Source organism: Streptomyces sp. NPDC050287, from assembly GCF_044459385.1.
In the GTDB taxonomy this organism is placed as follows: domain Bacteria; phylum Actinomycetota; class Actinomycetes; order Streptomycetales; family Streptomycetaceae; genus Streptomyces.
Window position 1 is genome coordinate 192,354 of record NZ_JBITIY010000014.1, and the last position, 20,832, is coordinate 213,185.

Below are 20,832 nucleotides of genomic sequence, written 5' to 3' on the forward strand. Positions count from 1 at the left end.
TCCGCGACCGCATCGGCAGTTTCCAGCAGAGGACACAGTGAAATGAACAGCATCAACCGTCGCTCCGCCCTGATCGCCGGGCTCGGAATCGCGGGCGCCGGCGCGCTCGCCGCCTGCAGCGGCGATTCCGGCTCCGGCAGCGCCGACGCCCTCACCGACCCGTCCGGCTCCGCGGTCGCCGCCACCGAGAAGAAGCGCGGGCGCACGGGGCGGGAGCAGAAGCTCACCCTGACCGCAGCCCCCGCGAGGATCGATCTGGGTGACGGCGTCATGCCCAGGACCTGGGCCTTCGACGGACGTACCCCCGGCAAGGAGGTGCGGCTGTCCGTCGGCGACACCCTCGTCGCCGAACTGTCCAACCAGCTCCCCGATCGCACCGCCACCTCCATCCACTGGCACGGCATCGCGCTGCGCAACGACATGGACGGAGTGCCGCCGGCCACCCAGACCGCCGTCCGGGCCGGATCCGCCTTCACCTACCGGTTCATCGCCGACGCCCCCGGCACGTACTTCTTCCACCCGCACGTCGGCGTCCAACTCGACCGCGGTCTGTACGCCCCGCTGGTCATCGAGGACCCGAAGGAGACCCTCGCCTACGACGACGAGTGGGTCGTCCTCCTCGACGACTGGGTCGACGGGGTCACCGGCACCCCCGACGAGGTCTTCGCCGAACTCAGGCACGGCATGGGCGGGATGGACATGGGCGGGATGGACATGGGCGGGATGGACATGAGTGAGATGGAGGGGGGAGGAGGTTCCCCGTCCCCGTCGGCCTCCGCCTCCAGCTCCTCCGGCGGCATGTCGATGAAGTTCATGCTCATGGGCGCCGAGAGCGACCTGCTCGGCGGCGACGCCGGTGACGTGAAGTACCCCCACCACCTGATCAACGGCCGCGTGGCGACGTCCCCGGACGTCTACACCGGCAAGCCCGGCAAGAAGGTGCGTCTGCGGATCATCAACGCCGGCGGTGACACGGCGTACCGGGTGGCCCTCGGCGACCACAAGCTGACCATCACGCACACCGACGGCTTCCCGGTCCGGCATCAGGAGGTGGACGCCCTGCTGGTCGGCATGGGCGAGCGCTACGACGTACTCGTCACCCTCGGCGACGGCGTCTTCCCCTTGGTCGCCCTGGCCGAAGGCAAGAACGCGAACGGACTCGCCCTGGTGCGTACGGGATCGGGGAGCACGCCGAAGCCGACGGTCCGTCCGAGGGAACTCGAGGGCATGATCATGACGGCGTCGCAGCTGCGCGCCGCCGACGACGTGCGCCTCAGGACAGCGAAGACCGACATCGCGCACCAGATCGAACTGACCGGCGGCATGGGCAAGTACAACTGGGCCATCAACGGCACGCCGTTCGACATGAGGAATCCCCAGGCCCGCCCGATCCTCGTCGAGGAGGGCCGGCGCGTACGGCTCGACTTCGTCAACGACACCGACATGTGGCACCCCATGCACCTGCACGGCCACACGTACCAACTCGGTGCCTCCGGGCCGCGCAAGGACACCGCGATCGTGCTGCCGAAGAAGAAACTGTCCGTCTTCTTCGACGCCGACAACCCCGGCCAGTGGATGCTGCACTGCCACAACGCGTACCACGGCGAGGCCGGGATGATGGCCAACGTGGCCTACCGTTCCTGAGCCGGGCGCCGGCCCGCCCCATTCTCTGGTATACCCTGGGCGGGTATCGAACCTCCGTCGCCGCTTCGGCGGTGTCCGGGATGCAAGGGACCCATGATCCATGCTTACGATGAGGCCGTGATCCGCCTCGTCCAGCACACGCGACCGCACCGCACGGTGCGGTCGTTCGGGTTGCTCGTGGCCGCTCTGCTGCTGGGTCTGCTCGGCATGCACGGCCTCGGGCCGGTCCCCGAGAGTCACGACCAGGCGGGGCCCGACCGGATCATGGCGAGCGCACACACAGGTGTCGTGATGTCGACCCCGGGAGAGTGCGATCACGGTGAGGGCGGTTGTCCGGGTCATGTGACGCATGCGGACCCGACCTGCGCATCCGCCTCCGTGCCCGGGACTCCCGCGGTGGTGCCGGTGCTGGAACCCGACGTGGTGACCCGCACCGGGACGGCGCCGGACGTGCGGACGTCCCCGGACGGCAGTGGTCCCGACGGTGGTCGAGCCCCGCCCTCACTCTCCGAACTGCAGCTTCTGCGGATCTAGAACGGCCCGCACGCCGCCACCTGCTCACGCGGGCGTGGCGCCGTGCTTCGGCATGCCCTTCAGCAGATCCGAGACACCAGAACGCAGGAGCTCAACCATGACTGCACATCGCAGGCTCATCCGTCGTGCCGCCCTCGCCGCCACCGCCGGCGTGGCCGCCCTCGTACTGGCCGCGTGCGGCGGCGACAGCGACAGCGGCAGCGGCGGTCACGACATGGGATCGATGAACTCCGAGTCGGCCGGTCCGTCCGCTTCCACTTCGGCGAAGGCCGGCACCCACAACGATGCCGACGTCGACTTCGCCACCGAGATGATCCAGCACCACCGCCAGGCCGTCGCCATGGCCGGTCTGGCCGCCGACCGCGCCTCGTCCCAGCAGGTCAAGGACCTGGCCACGAAGATCAAGGGCGCGCAGGACCCGGAGATCAAGACCATGTCCGGCTGGCTCACCTCGTGGGGCGAGGAGGTCCCCGAGGACATGTCGTCCATGCCGGGCATGGACCATGACATGTCGTCCTCCATGCCTGACATGCCCGGCATGATGAGCAGCGAGGACATGGGCAAGCTGGACAAGGCGTCCGGCGCCGGGTTCGACAAGATGTTCCTCGAGATGATGGTCCAGCACCACGAGGGCGCCGTCGAGATGGCGAAGACCGAGAAGGCCAAGGGCACGTACGGTCCCGCCGTGAAGCTCGCGGACGACGTCATCACGGCCCAGACCGCCGAGATCCAGCAGATGAACAAGATGCTCGGCAAGAACTGACGCACCTGCACCGTACGGCCGGGGCGTCACAGTGACCCCCGGCCGTACGGTGTTCACCTCATCGGGTCTCGCGCACCTCCCGTGCGTAGGGCGCGACGGCGATCCGGTCGATCAGCGGCGCGTAGCGGGAGCGGAGCGGTACGCCGGGGAAGGTGTCCGAGGCGTACGTGGTGCCGTCGAAGTTCGGCAGTTCCTCGGAGCGGAACGTGATCGTGTTCTGTCCCTTCCTCAGCTGGACGGGGACGGTCAGCTCCCAGAAGTTGTTCTGGTGGAAGCTGTGCGGGAAGCTGACGCGCCGTATTCCGCCGCCGTTGACGCTGATGTCGGCGTGGCGCGCGAGCGGGTCCGGGTTGTAGTGCGTGGCCTCGGCCTGCTCGGGGTTGGAGTAGCGGATGCGCAGCGCGTACAGGCCGGTCCGGTCGGCGGCGACATCGAACGTCGCGGTGTTGCCGTTGCCGGGTTCACCGCCGACGCCGGTGATCGCCGTGCCGGCGGTGGCCAGGGACAGCGGGGTCAGCGTGGCCGAGCCCGCGAGCCTGGCGTCGCCCGCCTCGTACGTACGGGTCTTGAGCGTGCCCTCGGTGGGAGTGACGGTGAGGCGGTCGACGAGGGTGGTGGACGAACCTCCGGTCACCGTCACCTTGTTGACGCCGCCCGAGAGGGAGACCGCCACGCCGCTCCTGCCCTTGGCCAGACGCAGGACGTCGTGCCCGTTGACGGAGAGCCGGGCGCCCGTGCCGCCGAGGGTGGCGACGTCGAGGGTGGCCTCGCGGTCGGCGGGGGAGTAGACCCAGAACGTGGCGCTCTGGTCCTTCTCGAGCCGGACCGCGCCCGAGCCGGTGGCCGGGGTGCCGGTCTGCTTCGGCAGGTCGTAGACGGGCCGCGCCCCGCCGCCCAGCCAGGCCAGCTCGCCCTCGTACACCTGGGTGCCGGCCGAGGCCGCGGGGAGGGTGAGGGTGAGGCGGTCGACGATGGCGTCGCCCTTCGTGACCCGCTTGCCGTCGGCGCTCTTCGCGGCGAGCGTCAGGGTGTGCTTGCCCTTGGTCAGCTGGACCTTGGTGTCGGTGTGGTCCCAGACCACCCACTTGTAGCCCAGCGGCAGGAACAGCTCCTGCTCGCTGTCCGCCTTGCCGTCCACGCGCAGGAAGACGTTGGTCGGGCCCTGCTCCTTCACCTTGTCGAAGGTGTTGAGGGAGTTGGCGAAGACGCTCAGGTCGTAGGTGCCGTCCTCGGGCACGTCCACGGTGGTGTCGAGGGTGAGATCGGAGCCGGTGCGCAGACCGCCCACGTCGTAGCCGCCGGAGGTGTAGAACTTCGACACGTCGCGGGTCGAGCCCTCCGGCCCGTTCTTCGAGTAGCCGGACCCGGTGTGCGCGGCGTCCTCCGCCTCGTACGAACCCTGCCAGCGCACGGGCGGGGACTGCGTGCCCCGCGCCTTCCCGGCCGGGCTGAGGACGATCTCGTACGCCGAGGACTCCTTCAGCTTCGGCAGCGCGCCGTCGCCGAAGTCGACGACGACCGTGCCGTCGTCGGCGACCTTCAGGTTCTGTTCGGTGAGCAGCTTCGGGCCGGACGAGTCGCCCACCTGCCCGGTCCACTCGATCTCCCGCACCCAGGCGTGCACGCGGTTCCCGAACAGGTTCTTCGGGACGCCCGCGAAGGTGATGTGGCCCTTGCCGGTGGAGCCGCCGAAGATCAGCCGGGCCTGCTTCTTCTTCTGGTCGAGGGTGCCGACGCCCTGCATGGTGTAGTTCTCGCCGGGGAACGGCGGGGTCACCTTCACGGTGTGTCCGCTCATCGAGGCGTACGAGTTCAGCAGCCACCACTGGCCGTTGCCGCGGTTGGACTGCACCGCGGAGTCGGAGAGGTTGCCGTCGATGTTCCAGTACGCGATGTCGGCGTCCACCTTGGACTCCTCGATCGCGGACACCCACTGGATCATCTGACCGGGGACCGAGGTGTGGTAGTTGAAGGCGTACTCGTTGATGTTGACCGGGAGTTGCGTACCCTCCCGGGCGGTGCCCTTGAACAGCTCCTTCTCCCACACCCGGTACGTGGCCACGCTCTCGCGCACCGCCTCCGGGTGGCTCAGCTCGTGCCAGGTGATGACGTCCGGGAGGGTACCGGCGGCCAGGGCGTGCGTGAGGAAACCCTTGACCTGGTCGTACAGGACGCTGGTGTTGGGACCGGCGATGCGGGCGTCGGGCATCTTGCCCTTGATGAGCTTGTACGCGTCGTCCCAGGCGGCGAAGTAGTCGTCCGGGTCCGTGAGCCAGCTGACCTTGTTGTAGCTCCACTCGCCGGTGCCGAACATGTTGCCCTCGGGCTCGTTGAACGGCACGAAGACGACGTTGTCCTGGTAGTCCTTCGGCAGCCGCAGGACCTGGTCGACCTGCTTGGCGATCTTCTCCCGGTAGAGCTTGAGCTTCTCCTCGGGGGTGTCGCCCGGCCATTGGTACGGGAAGCCGCGGTGGATGTCGGTCATGTAGATGTACACGTCACCGTCGGTGGAGTCGGCCAGCGGCCTGACCACGTCCAGCGCGTCGGCACCGGGGTGCTGCGGGCCGTCCTGCGCCTTGGTGGAGACCGTGCGCAGGCCCATGCCCTCGATGAGGTTGTTGGTGGGGACGTCCGGTCCGTACACCCCGTAGAGCGTGCCGGAGGCGCCGCCGTGGAACGCGCCGGTGTCCGAGCCGAGGTCGACGGTCAGCTGCCCCTCGCGGACCACGGTGACGGTCGCCTGCACCGCGCGTCCGGACGCGGTCCCGGCCACCGTGAACGTGCCGGGCTGGGCGTACTTGTCGGACGGGACGGCGTCCCAGGTGACCGGCGTGTCACGGTCGTAGCCGTCGGAGAAGGAGGCGCGGACGGCGACCGGGAGGGACGGGGCGGTTCCTGAGGTCGTACGGACCTCGAAGGACGTCCGCGAGATCTCCTGGAGGGTGGGAAGGCTCCCGACCGTCCCGGCCACCTGGTCGGCGCTGAGCGCCGTGTGCCACACGGTGAAGTCGTCGATCGCGCCCTTGAGCAGCGGGTCGGGGTAGAAGGACTTGCCTATGTAACCGGCCGACGTCGCCGAACCGTTCAGCAACTCCCTCGCCTTGACATCGGTCGCGGTGGAGGAGACGGCCACGCCGTCGAGGTAGGTGGTGACCCGGCCGGCCCCGCTGTCGAGGGTGACGGTCACCGTCCGCCACTGGTCCGCGGGAAGCTTCGCGTAACCGTGGACCTGTGCCTCCGCGCCGCCCCCGCCGGTGGTCACGGAGGTCTGCAGCAGCCCGCCGTTGTTGGCGGGAGTGGTGAAGAGGTACTTCGTGTTGTCGGTCCCCAGGTCGAAGATCCGCTGCCAGGCCGACGCGTCGTCGCCCCACTTCACGCGGGCCGAGACCGTCAAGTCCGTCGCGTCGCCCACCACTTCACGGGGCAGCCGGACGTACGCGCCGTTCGAGGTGGGTGCCCCGCCGGGCAGGGCGAGCGCCTTGCCTCCGCCGGTGCCCGCGACGGACTGGGCGGTGTCGCCGTTCACCAGGCTCGCCGTCAGACCGTTGCCGGAGCTGTCGGTGATCGTGCCCGAGGCGAGGTCGTCCTGGTCGAAGGTGTAGCGGGCGACGGGCTGGGGAGCGTCTGCCGCCTGCGCGGCGACGGCCGGTGCGGTCAGCAGGCCCGCGCCGAGCGTCAGGGCCACGGTGGCCGAGGCTCGGCGCCTGGCGGATCTGTCAGCGGATGGCATGGATTACGTCCTCATCCTTGGGGGGAGCTGTTCCGGATCCTTGGGAGAGCGTTTCCGGTCGACCCGCGGCGGCCGACCGGCGACGGGCCGTCTCTGCCCGCTCGGCCGGGCCGACGTCTGATGGTTCGGTTGTGTCGGATGGTGGAGGTGGGGTGCGTCGAACCGGTTCGGCGAAGCTAGCATCGGGGGAAACCGGCCAGCAATCCCCCCGACACACAGAACCTCTGCCGTGTACGCGGGATCGCGGGGACTTTACGAAAAGCACGGTCCGAAGTGTTGACAGGCGCCCGGCTTGTTCCTACCTTCACTTCACGCGAACCGGTTCGACCACCGGCCTTTCGCCTCTCTTCCCTCTCAACCCCACGCGGCCGGTCGACTGTCTCCTCTCCGACGTGTCGAACCGGTTCGAGCAAGGAGTTGCCGTGAACATCGGTGAGATCGCCCGGCGGGCCGGTGTCTCGCGGAGCACAGTGTCCTACGCGCTGAGCGGCAAGCGCCCGGTCTCGGAGGACACCCGCCGGAAGATCCAACAGGTCGTCGACGAGTTGGGCTACCAGCCCAGCGCCAGCGCCCGCGCCTTGGCCAACGGACGAACCAGCACCCTCGGCCTCGTCTTCCCGCCCGCCGGGAGCCACTACACCGGGATGCAGCTCGATTTCATCGGCAGCGTGGTGGAGGCCGCCGCGGCCTACGACTACGACGTCCTGCTGTCACCCAGCGGCGTGGACAGCGACCGGTCCTTCCAGCGGCTGCTGGGGGAGCGGCGGGTCGACGGTGCGATCCTGATGGAGATCAGGCTGGAGGACGACCGGGTGGAGCACCTGGCCACCCTCGACTTCCCCTCCGTCGCCATCGGCCGTACCGCTCGCCCCGAGGGCGGCTGGTGGGTGGGCCTGGACCACACCGCGCTGGTCGAGCGCTGCGTCCACCACCTGGCGGATCTCGGCCACCGCCGGGTCGCCTTCGTCAACCGCCCCGAGCAACTGCTTCAGGCCGGGTACGAGTCCGCGCACCGGGGTCTGGGCGGTTTCACGAAGGCCGCGGCCGAACGCGGACTGACCGTCCGGACGTACTGCTGCGGTGACGACGCCGCCTCCGGCCAGACCTGTGTGGAACGGATCCTGCACGACGACCCGGCCACCACGGCCCTGGTCACACTGAACGAGGCCGCGCTGGGCGGCCTCTACCGGGGGCTGGCCGAGGCCGGCCGCCATGTGCCGCGCGACTTCTCCGTCACCGGGGTCGCCGCCGGACGGTGGGCGGAGACGGTGACCCCGCAGCTCACCGCGGCGGACGTACCGGCGGCCGAGATGGGCCGTCTCGCCGTCGACCTGCTGGTGGAGCGGCTCGACCACCCCGGCGCACCGCCCCGGCACCATCTCCTCACGCCACCCATCTCCCTGCGGGCCAGCACCGGCCCGGCGGGAGCCACACCCACCGTGGACGCCGGGCCCGACACAACGGCCTGACCCTCTTACCGACCCCTCCCTCCTTCCTCCCCGGACGCTCGAATCGCGCATCACCGCCGTTCGACGCTCCCGCCTCCTCCAAACCCTCGCCCTTGGCACCTCCATGCCAAAACAAAGGAACCCGTGATGAACAGCTCCTCCAGAAGACGCCGCCTGACCGCCGCAGCCCTGACCGCCCTGGCTGTCGCCACCACAGCCACCGCATGCGGATCCGGCTCGGGGGGCACCGCCGACGAGGCGGCCGGCGGCGGCACCTACACCGTCTGGGACCCCTACCCGCAGTTCGACAACAGCTCGGCGTGGGCGAAGCTGATCGACGGCTGTGGCACCGAGGCCGGCGTGAAGATCAAGCGGACGGCGTTCGACACCAGCGACCTGGCCAACAAGGCGCTGCTGGCGGCGCAGCAGGGCAACTCCGCGGACGTGCTCATCGTCGACAACCCCGTCGTGTCGACCCTGGCGGAGGCGGGGGTACTCACCACGACCGCCGACAACAAGCTGGACACCTCGGCCGTGGACCCCAACCTGCTCGCGGCGGGTCAGGCGGGCGGGAAGACGTACGGCACACCGATCGGCGCGAACACCCTGGCGCTCTACTACAACAAGGCGGTGCTGAAGAAGGCAGGGGTGGACATCGCCTCGGTCAAGGACTGGAAGTCGCTGACCGCGGCGCTGGAGAAGGTCAAGGCGGCGGGCAAGAAGGGCATCACGTTCTCGGCCATCGGGACGGAGGAGGGCAGCTTCCAGTTCCTGCCGTGGTTCTGGGGCTCCGGCGCGAAGCTGACCGAGCTGGACTCCGCCCAGGGTGTCTCGGCCTTGTCGCTGTGGAGCGACTGGCTCAAGAAGAAGTACGCCCCCAACTCGGTGCTCAACAACACCCAGACCACCAGCTGGCAGGAGTTCGCGACCGGCGACTACGCCTTCGCGGAGAACGGCACCTGGCAGCTGGCCAACGCCGAGAAGGCCGGCTTCGGCTACGGGGTCATACCGGTCCCCGGCGCCTCAGGAGGCAGCGCGGCGGCACCGACGGGCGGTGAGTTCGTCACCATCCCGGTGCAGGACAAGACCGGCCGCTACGCCACCACGCAGAAGCTCGTGTCCTGCCTGACCAACAGCCAGAACCTGCTCGATACCGACACCACACTGTCCTACGTCGCCCCCACAGCCGAGGTCCAGGACAAGCAGGTGGCGGCCAACGCGAAGCTCAAGCCCTGGGTGGACGCGGTCAAGGCCGCCAAGGGCCGCACCAGCGACGACCTGGGCACCAAGTACCCCAAGATCTCCGAGCAGATGTGGAAGGCCGTCCAGTCCGCCCTCAGCGGCTCGAAGTCTCCGAAGGACGCGCTGACCGCAGCTCAGTCCGCCGCCAAGTAACGAGGACTCAGGGCCCGTTGATGAGCCACACGACACAAGTGCCGCACCGTCGACCGGTGGGGAACCACCCGGGGGCGGGGCCCACCGCCCCGCCCCGGGCCCGGCGCCGCCGCGGCTCCCAGCAGTGGGCCGCCTGGGCGTTCCTCGCCCCGGTCGTCCTCTACCTCGCCCTCTTCTACGCCTATCCGCTCTACCGAAACATCGACCTGAGCCTGCGCAACTACACCGTCCGCTCCTTCGTCCGGGGCGACGCGCCGTTCACGGGACTGAAGAACTACCGGACCGTCTTCGACGACCCGACCTTCGCCCCGGCCCTGCTCCACACCGTGGTGTTCACCGCCGTGTGCCTGGCCTTCCAGTACGCCATCGGCCTGGCGCTCGCCGTCTTCTTCAACCAGAACTTCCGGCTCTCGGCCACCCTGCGGGCCCTGTTCCTGGTGCCGTGGCTGCTGCCGCTCATCGTGTCGGCCTCCACCTGGTCATGGATGCTCAACACCGAGTCGGGCGTCGTCAACGCCGCCCTGCACGCCGTCGGTATCGGCCCGGTGAACTGGCTGACCTCGCCGTCCTGGTCGCTGACCTCGGTGATCATCGCGAATATCTGGATCGGCGTCCCGTTCAACCTGGTCGTGCTCTACAGCGGCCTGCAGTCCATCCCGGCCGGCCTGTACGAGGCCGCCGCCCTGGACGGCGCGGGTCCCTGGCGGCGGTTCTGGAGCATCACCTTCCCGCTGCTGCGCCCGGTGTCCGCCATCACGCTCCTGCTGGGTCTGGTCTACACACTCAAGGTCTTCGACATCATCTGGATCATGACCAAGGGCGGCCCGGCCGACTCGTCCACCACCTTCGCCACCTGGTCCTACCAACTCGGCTTCGGCAACCTGCTGCCCGCCTTCGGACCCGGAGCCGCCGTCGGCAACCTGCTGGTCGTCGCCGCGCTGGTCTTCGGCCTGATCTACATGAGGGTCCAGCGAAAGCAGGCGCTGTCGTGACAGGAATCGCCATGAACCGACGCAGCCGTACGTGGTGGAAGACGACCATCGGCCTCCTGCTGACGGGGGCCATGCTCTTCCCGGTGTACTGGATGCTCAACGTGTCCTTCACCCGCGACCAGGACATGCGCAAGTCGCCCCCGGGTCTCTTCCCGGTCCACGGCACCCTGGAGGGCTACCGGGCCGTCCTGGACCAGCAGTTGCCCTACCTCGGCACCAGCCTCGTCGTCGGCCTGGGCACCGTCGCCCTGACCGTGGCCCTGGCCGCGCCCGCCGGCTACGCACTGGCCAAGCTGCGCCCGCGCGGCGGCGGCCTGCTGAGCTTCGTCCTGCTGGCCGCCCAGATGATCCCCGGCATCATCATGGCGATGGGCTTCTACGCCATCTACCTCAGCCTCGGCCTGCTCCAGTCCGTCCCCGGCCTGATCGTCGCCGACTCGACGCTGGCCGTGCCGTTCGCGGTGCTCATCTTCACCGCGTTCATGTCCGGCATCCCCGGCGAACTGATTCAGGCCGCGCAGATGGACGGAGCAACGGCCCTGCGCACCTTCCGGTCCATCGTCCTGCCGATGAGCCGCAACGCCGTCGTCACGGTGTCGCTGTTCGCGTTCCTGTGGTCCTGGTCCGACTTCGTCTTCGCCAGCACCCTGGTCAACGGCGGCGCCCACGAGCCGATCACCCTCGGCATCTACCACTACATCGGCAACAACAACCAGGAGTGGAACGCCATCATGGCCACCGCCGTCGTGGCCTCGCTGCCGGCCGCGGTCATCCTCGTCCTCGCGCAGCGTTACGTCGCCGCCGGGGTGACCGCCGGCGCGGTCAAGGACTGACCGACTCCCTCCACGTCGTCACGGCTCCACCGTCCGTCCGCCGGACGGTCGCCCACCCTGCCCGAGAAACGAGTGACACTTCATGACCGCCGACCGATCCGGCCCGGCCTTCTCCGCCTTCTCCGTCTACGAAATCCCGTTCAGCACGCACGGATCCTGGTTCGACATCTCGCCCGTGGTGGCGGAGAAGACGTACGCCGAGGACCTCCACCTCGTCTCGCACCAGAACGGCATGCACGCCGTCCTGCGCCTGATGCCGCTCGACAGTGCGACGGGGGAGCGGGCCGAGACCCGCGTGGAGGCGAGACCGGGTCTGCTGAGCTGGATCGGCGCGGCCGGCCGCACCGATCTCGCCTACGAGTCGCCGGAGACCGTACGCCTGCGCGGCGTAGGACTGCCGCTGCGCGTCTCGGCGGCGGCCGGGACGCTGACCCCCTTCAGCGGCACCTACTTCTTCCACGACGCGGCCGCCGGCGCCTATGTGTTCACGTCGTACGAGACCGGACGCCGCTACCGCGTGACGGTGCTCTCCGGCACGGTGACCGACACGTTCGGCAGTCAGGCCCTCGGCAGCGCCGACCGCGGCCTCACGGTCGCCGTCGGCGTGGACGGTACCTGGGAGATCGCGGTCGAGGAACTCGACACGGCCCGCCCGCCGTACGCGGCGCCGGTGACCTTCGACAAGACCGTCGAGGCCGCGCGGAACGCCTTCGCGGACTTCGTCGACACGGTGGCCCCCTGGCGCTCGTCCGCCACCCCGGCCGCCGAACTCGCCGCCTACGTCCTGTGGTCCGCGACCGTGCGCCCGGCGGGGCTGGTCACCCGCCCCGCCGTCCTCATGTCCAAGCACTGGATGGACAAGGTCTGGAGCTGGGACCACTGCTTCAATGCCCTTGCGCTGGCCCCCGGTAGCCCCGAACTGGCCTGGGACCAGTTCCACCTGCCCTTCGACCACCAGGACGAGACCGGGGCGCTGCCCGACTCGGTCACCCACTCCGAGGTGCTCCACAACTTCGTCAAACCCCCCATCCACGGCTGGACGTTCGGCCACCTCCGCCGCCGGCTGGGCACGCCCCCCGGACAGGCCGAATTGGCCGAGACGTACGACAGACTGGAACGCTGGACCGACTTCTGGCTCACCGCGCGACGCGCCCCCGGCGCCGAACTGCCCCACTACCAGCACGGCAACGACAGCGGCTGGGACAACGCGACCACCTTCGACCCCGAACGCGTGGTCGTCACCGCGGACCTGGCCGCCTTCCTCGTTCTCCAGCTGCACCAACTGGCCGAACTCGCAACGGAGTTGGGGCGGCCGGAGCAGGCGCTCAGGTGGACGCGTACGGCCACGGAGACCCAGGCGGCGATGCTCGACCAGCTCTGGACCGGTGACCGGTTCGTCACCCGGGGCGTCGACAGCGGGGACACCTGGGACAGCTCCAGCCTCCTCGACCTGATGCCCATCGCACTGGGCGAGCATCTGCCGGACGACGTCAGCGGTGTGCTGGCCGGCCGCATCGAGGCCCACCTGACCTCGTACGGTCTGGCCACCGAGCTGCCGACCTCACCCCATTATCTCTCCGACGGCTACTGGCGCGGGCCGATCTGGGCCCCCGCCACGGTCCTGATCGAGGACGGACTGCGCCGCGCCGGACACGACCGCCTGGCGGACGAGATCAGCGCCCGCTTCCGCGCCCTGTGCGAGACCCACGGCTTCGCCGAGAACTTCGACGCCCTCACCGGAACAGGCCTGCGCGACCGCGCCTACACCTGGACCGCCGCCGGCTACCTCCTCCTCGCCGAGGCACACGCACACCGAAACAGCCATTGACCGGCCGCGTTCCGCATCGGCCCCGGGTCCGCCCGTCCGCGGCAGGGACAGACCGGCGGCGTCGGCGACGGCTTGCCGCACCTGAGGTACGGCCTCAGTACTCCAGCTCGGGGCGGAGTGGGCCGCCGACCGCGTGGAGGTGCCGTAGCACCTGGGCGTAGGAGTTGAAGAGGCCGGTCTCGTGGTAGGCGATGCCGTGCCGGGCGCAGAAGGAGCGGACGAGCTGCTGGGCGGGGCGCAGGCCGGGCCGCGGCATGGAGGGGAACAGGTGGTGTTCGATCTGGTAGTTCAGCCCGCCGAGTGCGAAGTCGGTGAACCGGTTGCCACGGATGTTGCGTGAGGTCAGGACCTGCCGGCGCAGGAAGTCGATCTTGTCTTCCTTGGCGAACATGGGCATGCCCTTGTGGTTGGGGGCGAACGAGCACCCCATGTACAGCCCGAACAGTCCTTGGTGCACGGCGAGGAAAACCACAGCCTGCAGGGGGGACAGGACCAGGAACAGCGCGGCGAGATAGCCGACGAGGTGGGCCGTCAGCAGTCCGGCCTCGGCCAGTTTGGTCGACCGGGAGGTCGTGGTGCCGGTGCGCTCCAGCAATGCCCGTACGCCGGCGACGTGCAGGGCGAGCCCTTCCAGGAGCAGCATCGGGAAGAACAGCCAGGCCTGGTGGCGGGCCAGCCAGGCGTACGCCCCGCTCCGGACCCGGGCCTGGTCCTCGGTGAACGCGATCGCGCCGTCGGCGATGTCGGGGTCGCGGTCGACGTGGTTGGGGTGGGAGTGGTGCCGGTTGTGCTTGGAGATCCACCAGCCGTAGCTCAGCCCGATCAGCAGGTCGGCGTGCACGCGGCCGAGCAGGTTGTTGACACGCTTGGAGGCGGCGATCTGGTGGTGCCCGGCGTCGTGCCCGATGAACCCCGTCTGGGTGAACATCACCGCGAGGAAGGCGGCGGTCACCAGCTGCCACCACGACTGCCCGATCAGGGCGAACGCGGTCCATCCGGCGGCCAGCAGGAGCAGGTTCCCCCCGACCTTGACGGAGTAGTAGACCGGGCGCCGCTTCAGCAGCCCGCTCTTCTTCACCTCGCGGGACAGCGCGGCGTACTCACTGCCCCGGCTGTCGGGCCGGCGTGTGGTCGTCCCGGCCGGATCCGCCGGACCCGGACCAGTACCCCGGTCGATGATGTCAGTCGTCACGTGTCTCCTTCGAGACGGCGAGAAGTCGGACGACGCGCGCTCGCGTGATCCGGGCTGCTGGTCGCCAGCCGTCGAAGACAACCCACGAAAACGACGAGCACCCGCTGTCAGAGCTTCGCGGGCGCTCCACGGTCGAAAACTTCAACCACAACCATCGGCTTCAACGGGCGGGGCGCGGGGAAGGTTCCCGGTCGGCGGGGCGTGTCCCGCAGGGGAGCGCGCGGACACCACCCTGTGGGGCCCGCACCAGGACCGGCACGATACCGGCGCTTCACAGGACGACCTGGACCTGAGCGGGCCGGGGACACAGCGTGACCGGTCTTGAGCCGACCGTGCTCCCGGGCGTGGCGGTGCTGCTGGTCAACACCCTCGGGGACCGCTTCCGGACCGCCCCGCCCGCCGTGCCGCTCGTCCTCGGCGCACCGCTCGGTTTTCGCGCACCCTGCTCCGCCCGCGCGACGAGGACGAGATCGACGGCGCCCTGCCGCGCCCCGTACGGCGGCAGCTCGACGTCGGGGAGGTACGGCCGTCCCGGCACCGTGCGGCGGAGCAGAGCGTGGGCAGCGGCCCTACCGGACGAGCTCCCAGTCCTGCGAGCCGTCCTGAGCCGCGGTCTGCAGGGTCAGCGGCGCCCCGGCGGACGCGCCGGTCAGGTACAGGCCGGTGTTCTTGACCGCCTGCAGTCTGTAGAAGCCGTCGCTGGTCTTGACGAGATTCCAGCTGCCGGTGGCGCTGTTGTCGACCCACTGGCCGATCCGCTGGCCGGCCGTCGCGTTCCCGGTCCAGATGGCGGCGGCCCGGCCACCCGACTTGTTCAGCAGGGTCGTGCCGCCGTTCGGCTCGGTCACCACATGCCAGTACTGGGTGTCGTCGTTCGCCGCCGACCCGGGATCCTCCAGGACGACGTCGGGGACGTCCCCGTTGCCGATGTTCGCGTCGTTGGTCTTGTTCCCGGTGCCGATCACCTGGTCGGTCTTGCGGTTCACCAACTGGTAGTAGGCGCCGTCGGAATGGCCGAGGTCGACCTCGGCGTAGGCGAGCGTCGACGTGCCCTGGTTGTTGAGGATCGCGAGGCGTCCGGTGCCGTCGACGTACTGCAGGTTGCGGCTGTAGCCGGCCGGGGAGGTCGTCTGGTACTCCTTCCAGACCCCGTTGCCGCGTCCGCTCTCGTTGACCCAGACGTTGCCGCTGCCGGCCGCGTTGTACACCAGGCGCCCACCGGGAAGCCTGATGAGGACCGGACTGCCGCCGGTCGCGAGGGCGTGCGAGCCGGTGTCGACGGGCAGCGAGGTGACGCCGTCGCCGGTGGCGGAGCCAGTGTAGAACTTCAACGGGTCGGTGGCGATCCGGTACCTGGTGTTCGCTCCGCCGCCCCAGTACTCGTAGGTGAGGAGCCACTTGCCGTCCGTCATGCGGACGACGTTGGCCATGCCCGGACGGCCGCCGCCGATCTCCGTCTTGCCGCCTCCCATGTCCTGGGTCAGTCCGGCGATGTCGACGACCGGGGCGCTCCACGCCGTGCTGCGGCCGTCCCAGGTCTTGTGGACGAGGATCTGGCCGAGTGAGTCCTTCGCCGTGTCGTTCGCGGGGTCCAGGGTCGGGACGCCGGTCGTCGCGTCGAAGCCGGTGTAGTCGTTCTCGTCGGAGTAGTAGCAGACGAGCCGGCCCTTGTAGACCATCAGGTACGGCTCCCACAGCGGATCCGTCTGCTTGCCGGTGTTGGCGTTCGCGATGTTCTGGCCGGTCGCGCCCGCGCTGCCGCCCTGCCAGCCGCCGGTGGCGACGACGTTGACGACCTTCCACGTCGCGCCTTCGTCGGTGCTGGAGTACAGGGCGATCGCCAGGTCCTTGCGGTCCCCGTCGTTGGTCGGCGTCCAGTTCGGGTCGGCCGCCTTGTGTTCCTTGTAGTAGTAGTCGTCGCCGGACACGACACTCGCCAGCAGCAGCGTGCCCTGCTTCAGGTTCCCGACGTCCTGCGGAAGCGTGTAGAGGTAGGGGTTCGTCCAGTTGCTCGTGTACTTCGCGTACGCGGGGTCGCTGGAGAGGTACGCCGGAGCCTTCACCTCCGACAAAGGCTGCCACGTCGTTCCGTGGTCGTCGCTCTTGTAGACGGGGAGCGTCTGCTGGTCCGCGCTGCCCGTCGCCGGTACGACGGTGGACTTCTCGAACGACGCGACCAGCCGGCCGCTCGGCAGCTGCGACGACTTGGGGTAGATCGCGCAGTTGCCCCGCCCCTTCAGGCACGGATCGCTGCCGAGCTGGTAGAGGATCCCGCCCGTCGGGTTGTACGCCCGCGCGCCGGCCATGGGTATCGCCAGCATCGCGGATGCCGCGGCGAAGGTTCCCAGCGCCTGCACCAGTCTTCTTCTCTGCATAGCCCCTCCTCGGGGGACGACGACCACGGTGATGCCTGCAAGAGGTGGATCGAGGGGTGGATGAAGGTGGATCAGGAGGCGAACACGCGGACGTCCCAGGCGCCGAGATCCAGCGCCGCGCCCGCGGGGAGGGGCGTGCCGGCCAGGGCGTCGGTGAGGTCCACCGGAGCGGGGACGCTCGCCGGCTCCCAGCTCCAGTTGTGGACGATGTGGACGCGGCGTCCGTCGGGGGAGGTGCCGCTCGTGACGGTGACGGACGCCGGGAGGTCCCGCCAGGTGCTGCGGGAGGCCGGCGCCAGCCACGTGGCGAGTGCCTGGGCGAGGCCGTGGCCGGGGACGGTGCCGACGCAGGTGACGCGGCCCGCCCCGTGCCGGCGGGTGGTGACCGCGGGCCAGCGGCCGAAGTGCGGGTGGTCGTACGTGACCAGCACCTCGGCGTCGGTGACGGTCAGGCCGTCCGCCCAGCGCGTCGCCGTGGCGGCCTCGGGGAGGTCGAGCGGCCCGCCGGGCGTGGAGCGCACGGGGATGTCCGCCGCGAGGTTGCTGAATTCGTCGTACGTCACCCCCGCGGCGCCGGTCAGCCGCCCCGGGGCCGGTTCCTGCCGGGCCCTGGCCTCGTGGTCGGCGTAGCCGGTGCGCGGGCCGAGGACCAGGTGGCCGCCCGCCTCCGCGTAGGCCGCGAACCAGTCGAGCGTCGAGTCGGCGGCGAGGTACAACGCCGGGACGACGAGGGCGGGGTGGCGGCGGACGGCCTCCTCGGGCGTCAGGCCCTCGCGTTCCCCGCGCGGGTCGTGGAGCTGGCGGGCGTGGACGATGCGGACCTGGCGGTCGGCCTCGAACGCGCCGCGGTAGAAGGGGTCGAAGATGCGGTGGTAGGCCTCCGGGTCCGGAAGGCCGTCCGGTTTCGCCAGCGGCGGGTACTTCTGCATGAGCCACTTGCTCGGCGTCGAGTACACCATCGTGATGTCCGCGTCCGGTTCGAGCCCGGCGACGAGCTCCCCTGCCGCCTCGAACTCGGCGCCCAGACGGGCGAGTTCGGCGAAGGTGCGGCCGGGCCGGCCGGTGTGCGGCAGGATGCCGCCCCAGTAGGTCTCCGCACCGAAGTGCAGCGTGTGCCAGTGCCAGTACTCGATCATGCGGGCCCCGCGCCCGACGAGCGCCCAGGCGGCCTGCCGCCACTGCCCGTCGTAGGCGGGCCGGTTGTCCCACGGGAAGCCGATGGAGCCGGCGTTGGTCTCGGTGACCAGGAACGGCTCCTGGCGCGAGGAGAACATCCAGTCGGCGGTCTGGTACAGCGACCACACGCCGGTCGTCTTCCAGCTCTGCTCGTGGCCGTCGGGCGTGGGATCGGGCAGCAGAAGCCCGTCCTGCATGTCGTAGTAGGGGTTGCCGGAGGCGATGTCGAGCCGGTCGGTCAGCTCGTCGTCCTCCACCGCGGGGCGCTTGTAGGAGATGCAGGTGGTGACGAAGTGCTCGGGCCGGGCGTACTCGCGGACGATGTCGGCCTGCCAGCCGATGAACTCGGTGACCTGACGGGCCTGGAACTCCCGCCAGGCGACGTCGTACTGCGGCTGGGCGTTGCCGTCCGGGGTCCACAGGTCCGCCCATGTCGACAGCCGGTGCGACCAGTAGACCAGGCCCCACTCGCGGTTGAGGGTCTCGACGTCGCCGTACCTGGCCCGCAGGTGGTCGACGAAGCGCTGGAACACACCGTGGTTGTGGAGCAGTTCGTTGCCCGGTTCGTTGTCGACCTGGAAGCCGATGACGGCCGGGTGGTCGGCGTAGCGGGCGACGATCCTACGGATCACCCGCTCGGCGTGGAACCGGAACGCCGGGTGGGTGAAGTCCACCTCCTGACGGGCGCCCCAGCCGATGCGCTCACCGGTGCGCCGCTCGCCGGTGATCTCCGGGTACTGCCGGGCCAGCCACGGCGGCACGGCGTACGTCGGCGTGCCGAGGACGACGGAGATGCCCCGTTCGTGGGCGCCGTCCAGCACCGGCTGGAGCCAGTCCAGGTCGAAGCGCCCGTTCTCCGGCTCCCAGGTCGACCACACCGACTCGCCGACCCGGATGACGGTGAGATGCGCGTCGGCCATCAGGTCGAGGTCGGTCTTGAGGCGCTCGTCGGGGAGGTCGGTGCCGTAGGGGGGCCGGTATTCGTGGTAGTACGCGGCGCCGAAGAGGACGCGGGCAGGCAGAGCCGCCATGAAGGGAACCTCCGAAGACAGGGAGTGGAACGAGGGCTGCGTGGCCCTCACGAGGACTGCGCGCCCTACTGCTTGACGCCGCCCGTGGCCAGGCCGCTCTGCCAGTACCGCTGGAGCAGGAGGAAGGCCACGACGAGAGGCAGGATCGAGATCAGGGAACCGGTCACGACCAGCGCGAGCATGTCGCTGCTGGAACCGGCCCCGCCGTTCTGCGCCTGCGCGGCCCAGGACGACAGGCCGACCGTGATCGGGTACAGGTCCGGGTCGTTCAGCATGATCAGCGGCAGGAAGTAGTTGTTCCAGGTCGCCACGAGCGTGAACAGCAGGACCGTCACCAGGCCCGGGCCCAGCAGCCTGAGCGCGATCCGGAAGAAGATCCGGGGTTCGCCGGCACCGTCGATCCGGGCGGCCTCCAGGAGGCTGTCCGGGATGGCGTCCTGGGCGTAGATGCGCATGAGGTACAGGCCGAAGGGGTTGACCAGTGAGGGCAGGATGATCGCCCACGGGGTGTTGACCAGGCCCGCCTTGGCGAAGAGCAGGTAGGTCGGGATCGCCAGGGCGGTGGTCGGGACCATGACGGCGCCGAGCACCAGGTTGAAGGCGGCCCGGTCGCCGCGGAAGCGGAACTTGGCGAAGCCGTATCCGCCGGCGGCGGCGAGCAGCGCCGCACCGACCGCGCTGACGCCCGCGTACAACACCGTGTTGAGCAGCCAGTGCACGAAGACCCCGTCGTCCTGGGTGAAGGTCTTCTCGACGTTCGTCAGCAACTGCGGGGCGTGCGAGAACCACAGGCCGAAGCTGTTGAACAGGTCCTGGGCGCTCTTGGTCGAGGCGATCAGCAGCCAGAACAGGGGGAGGAGGAAGTACGCCAGGACGGCCAGCATGGCGATCGTCAGCGGGGTGCTGCGGCGGGCCCGGTGCCGTTTCGCGGGAGCGGCGTGCACCCGTTCCGTCGCCTTGGGCGCGACCGGGGCCGGAGGGGTGGTCGTGGTCACGGGGTCCTCCTGCGGTTCGCGGTGAGCAGGACGGCGTAGGAGGCGATCACGATGACGAGGCCGAGGAGGAAGGACACCGTGGCCGCGTAGTTGACCTGCTGGCCGGTGAAGGCGAGGGAGTAGGCGTAGAGGTTGGCGGTGTAGGAGCTGCTGATGACATCCGGGGCGATCTTCATCAGCAGGCTCGGCTCGTTGAACAGCTGGAAGCTGCCGATCACCGAGAACAGCAGGGTGAGCAGGAGTGCCGGGCGCAGTGCCGGCAGCTTGACGGACCAGGCGATACGCCAGGCACCGGCCCCGTCCATCGAGGCCGCCTCGTACAGCTCGTGGGGGATCGTCCGCAGGGCGGCGTACAGGATGATCATGTTGTAGCCGACGAACTCCCAGGTCACGATGTTCGCCAGGCTGCCGAGCATCCAGCTGTCGCTGAGGAAGTCCGGGACCGGCAGGCTCAGCTTCCGGCTCAGCTGGGCGAACGGGCCGAAGTCCGGTCCGTACAGGTAGCCCCACATCAGGGTCGCGACCACGCTCGGGACGGCGTACGGGACGAAGATGCCCAGCCGGATCACTCGCGCGAGCCGCAGCAGACCGCTGTCGAGCGCGAGGGCGAACAGCAGCGCCAGCAGCAGCATCAACGGAACCTGGATCACGAAGAACAGCGCGACGCGTCCGACGCCGTGCAGGAACTGGGAGTCACCCAGAGCCTGGACGTAGTTGTCGAGGCCGACGAAGGCGGTGCCGCCGACCAAGCGCTCCTGGAACAGACTGAGGTAGCCGGCGTAACCGAGGGGGGCGAGGAACAGCAGCAGGAACAGCACCATGAACGGGGCGACGAACAGGGGCCCTGCCGAACGGCGCCGCCCCCTGGCGGGGGCCGCGGTGGTGGCGGTCGTCAT

14 protein-coding genes are annotated in these 20,832 nt (G+C 69.6%); 8 read left to right on the top strand and 6 right to left on the bottom strand.

From position 1 onward, the window contains the following. Positions 1–42: 42 nt before the first annotated feature. The 3 genes from ACIBK3_RS37440 to ACIBK3_RS37450 all read left to right on the top strand — a co-directional run bounded on the left by ACIBK3_RS37440 (position 43) and on the right by ACIBK3_RS37450 (position 2,941). Complete coding sequence (locus tag ACIBK3_RS37440) at positions 43–1,644, top strand: multicopper oxidase family protein (protein ID WP_399372252.1); 1,602 nt, start codon at positions 43–45, stop codon at positions 1,642–1,644. 117 nt (positions 1,645–1,761) lie between these two features. Next, entirely contained in the window at positions 1,762–2,178 is a 417-nt protein-coding gene (locus tag ACIBK3_RS37445; protein WP_399372254.1) for a DUF6153 family protein, read from the top strand. Between the two features lie 97 nt (positions 2,179–2,275). Next, complete coding sequence (locus ACIBK3_RS37450) at positions 2,276–2,941, top strand: DUF305 domain-containing protein (protein WP_399372255.1); 666 nt, start codon at positions 2,276–2,278, stop codon at positions 2,939–2,941. Between the two features lie 58 nt (positions 2,942–2,999). On the opposite strand, the gene ACIBK3_RS37455 is transcribed toward ACIBK3_RS37450, so the two are convergent. After that, the gene (locus ACIBK3_RS37455; RefSeq protein WP_399372256.1) at positions 3,000–6,671 is read right to left on the bottom strand and encodes a LamG-like jellyroll fold domain-containing protein; all 3,672 of its coding nucleotides are present in this window, start codon (positions 6,669–6,671) and stop codon (positions 3,000–3,002) included. 422 nt (positions 6,672–7,093) lie between these two features. On the opposite strand from ACIBK3_RS37455, the gene ACIBK3_RS37460 reads away from it, so the two are divergent. From ACIBK3_RS37460 to ACIBK3_RS37480, 5 genes are all read left to right on the top strand, one after another. After that, a complete protein-coding gene (locus ACIBK3_RS37460; RefSeq protein WP_399372257.1) occupies positions 7,094–8,140 on the top strand; it encodes a LacI family DNA-binding transcriptional regulator in 1,047 nt (348 codons plus the stop codon). 126 nt (positions 8,141–8,266) lie between these two features. After that, complete coding sequence (locus tag ACIBK3_RS37465) at positions 8,267–9,514, top strand: extracellular solute-binding protein (RefSeq protein WP_399372259.1); 1,248 nt, start codon at positions 8,267–8,269, stop codon at positions 9,512–9,514. 20 nt (positions 9,515–9,534) lie between these two features. After that, positions 9,535–10,506 carry a carbohydrate ABC transporter permease gene (locus ACIBK3_RS37470; protein WP_399372261.1) on the top strand — a complete coding sequence of 324 codons (972 nt, stop codon included), beginning with the start codon at positions 9,535–9,537 and terminating at the stop codon, positions 10,504–10,506. An 11-nt stretch (positions 10,507–10,517) separates the two neighbouring features. Next, positions 10,518–11,339, top strand: coding sequence for a carbohydrate ABC transporter permease (locus ACIBK3_RS37475; protein WP_399372262.1), 822 nt, complete (start codon positions 10,518–10,520; stop codon positions 11,337–11,339). 82 nt (positions 11,340–11,421) lie between these two features. Then, positions 11,422–13,167 carry an amylo-alpha-1,6-glucosidase gene (locus tag ACIBK3_RS37480; RefSeq protein WP_399372263.1) on the top strand — a complete coding sequence of 582 codons (1,746 nt, stop codon included), beginning with the start codon at positions 11,422–11,424 and terminating at the stop codon, positions 13,165–13,167. Positions 13,168–13,261: 94 nt separating this feature from the next. Here the strand turns inward: ACIBK3_RS37480 and ACIBK3_RS37485 are convergent, their stop codons facing one another. The 5 genes from ACIBK3_RS37485 to ACIBK3_RS37505 all read right to left on the bottom strand — a co-directional run bounded on the left by ACIBK3_RS37485 (position 13,262) and on the right by ACIBK3_RS37505 (position 20,832). Then, positions 13,262–14,359 carry a fatty acid desaturase family protein gene (locus ACIBK3_RS37485; RefSeq protein WP_399372264.1) on the bottom strand — a complete coding sequence of 366 codons (1,098 nt, stop codon included), beginning with the start codon at positions 14,357–14,359 and terminating at the stop codon, positions 13,262–13,264. Positions 14,360–14,928: 569 nt separating this feature from the next. Beyond that, entirely contained in the window at positions 14,929–16,734 is a 1,806-nt protein-coding gene (locus tag ACIBK3_RS37490) for an RICIN domain-containing protein (RefSeq protein ID WP_399372266.1), read from the bottom strand. Positions 16,735–16,805: 71 nt separating this feature from the next. Next, the gene (locus tag ACIBK3_RS37495) at positions 16,806–18,941 is read right to left on the bottom strand and encodes a beta-galactosidase (RefSeq protein ID WP_399372268.1); all 2,136 of its coding nucleotides are present in this window, start codon (positions 18,939–18,941) and stop codon (positions 16,806–16,808) included. 65 nt (positions 18,942–19,006) lie between these two features. Beyond that, positions 19,007–19,936 carry a carbohydrate ABC transporter permease gene (locus tag ACIBK3_RS37500; protein ID WP_399372269.1) on the bottom strand — a complete coding sequence of 310 codons (930 nt, stop codon included), beginning with the start codon at positions 19,934–19,936 and terminating at the stop codon, positions 19,007–19,009. Further along, on the bottom strand, positions 19,933–20,832 hold the full coding sequence (locus ACIBK3_RS37505; protein ID WP_399372271.1) for a carbohydrate ABC transporter permease: 900 nt from the start codon (positions 20,830–20,832) through the stop codon (positions 19,933–19,935). Before ACIBK3_RS37505 ends, ACIBK3_RS37500 begins: the two co-directional genes overlap by 4 nt.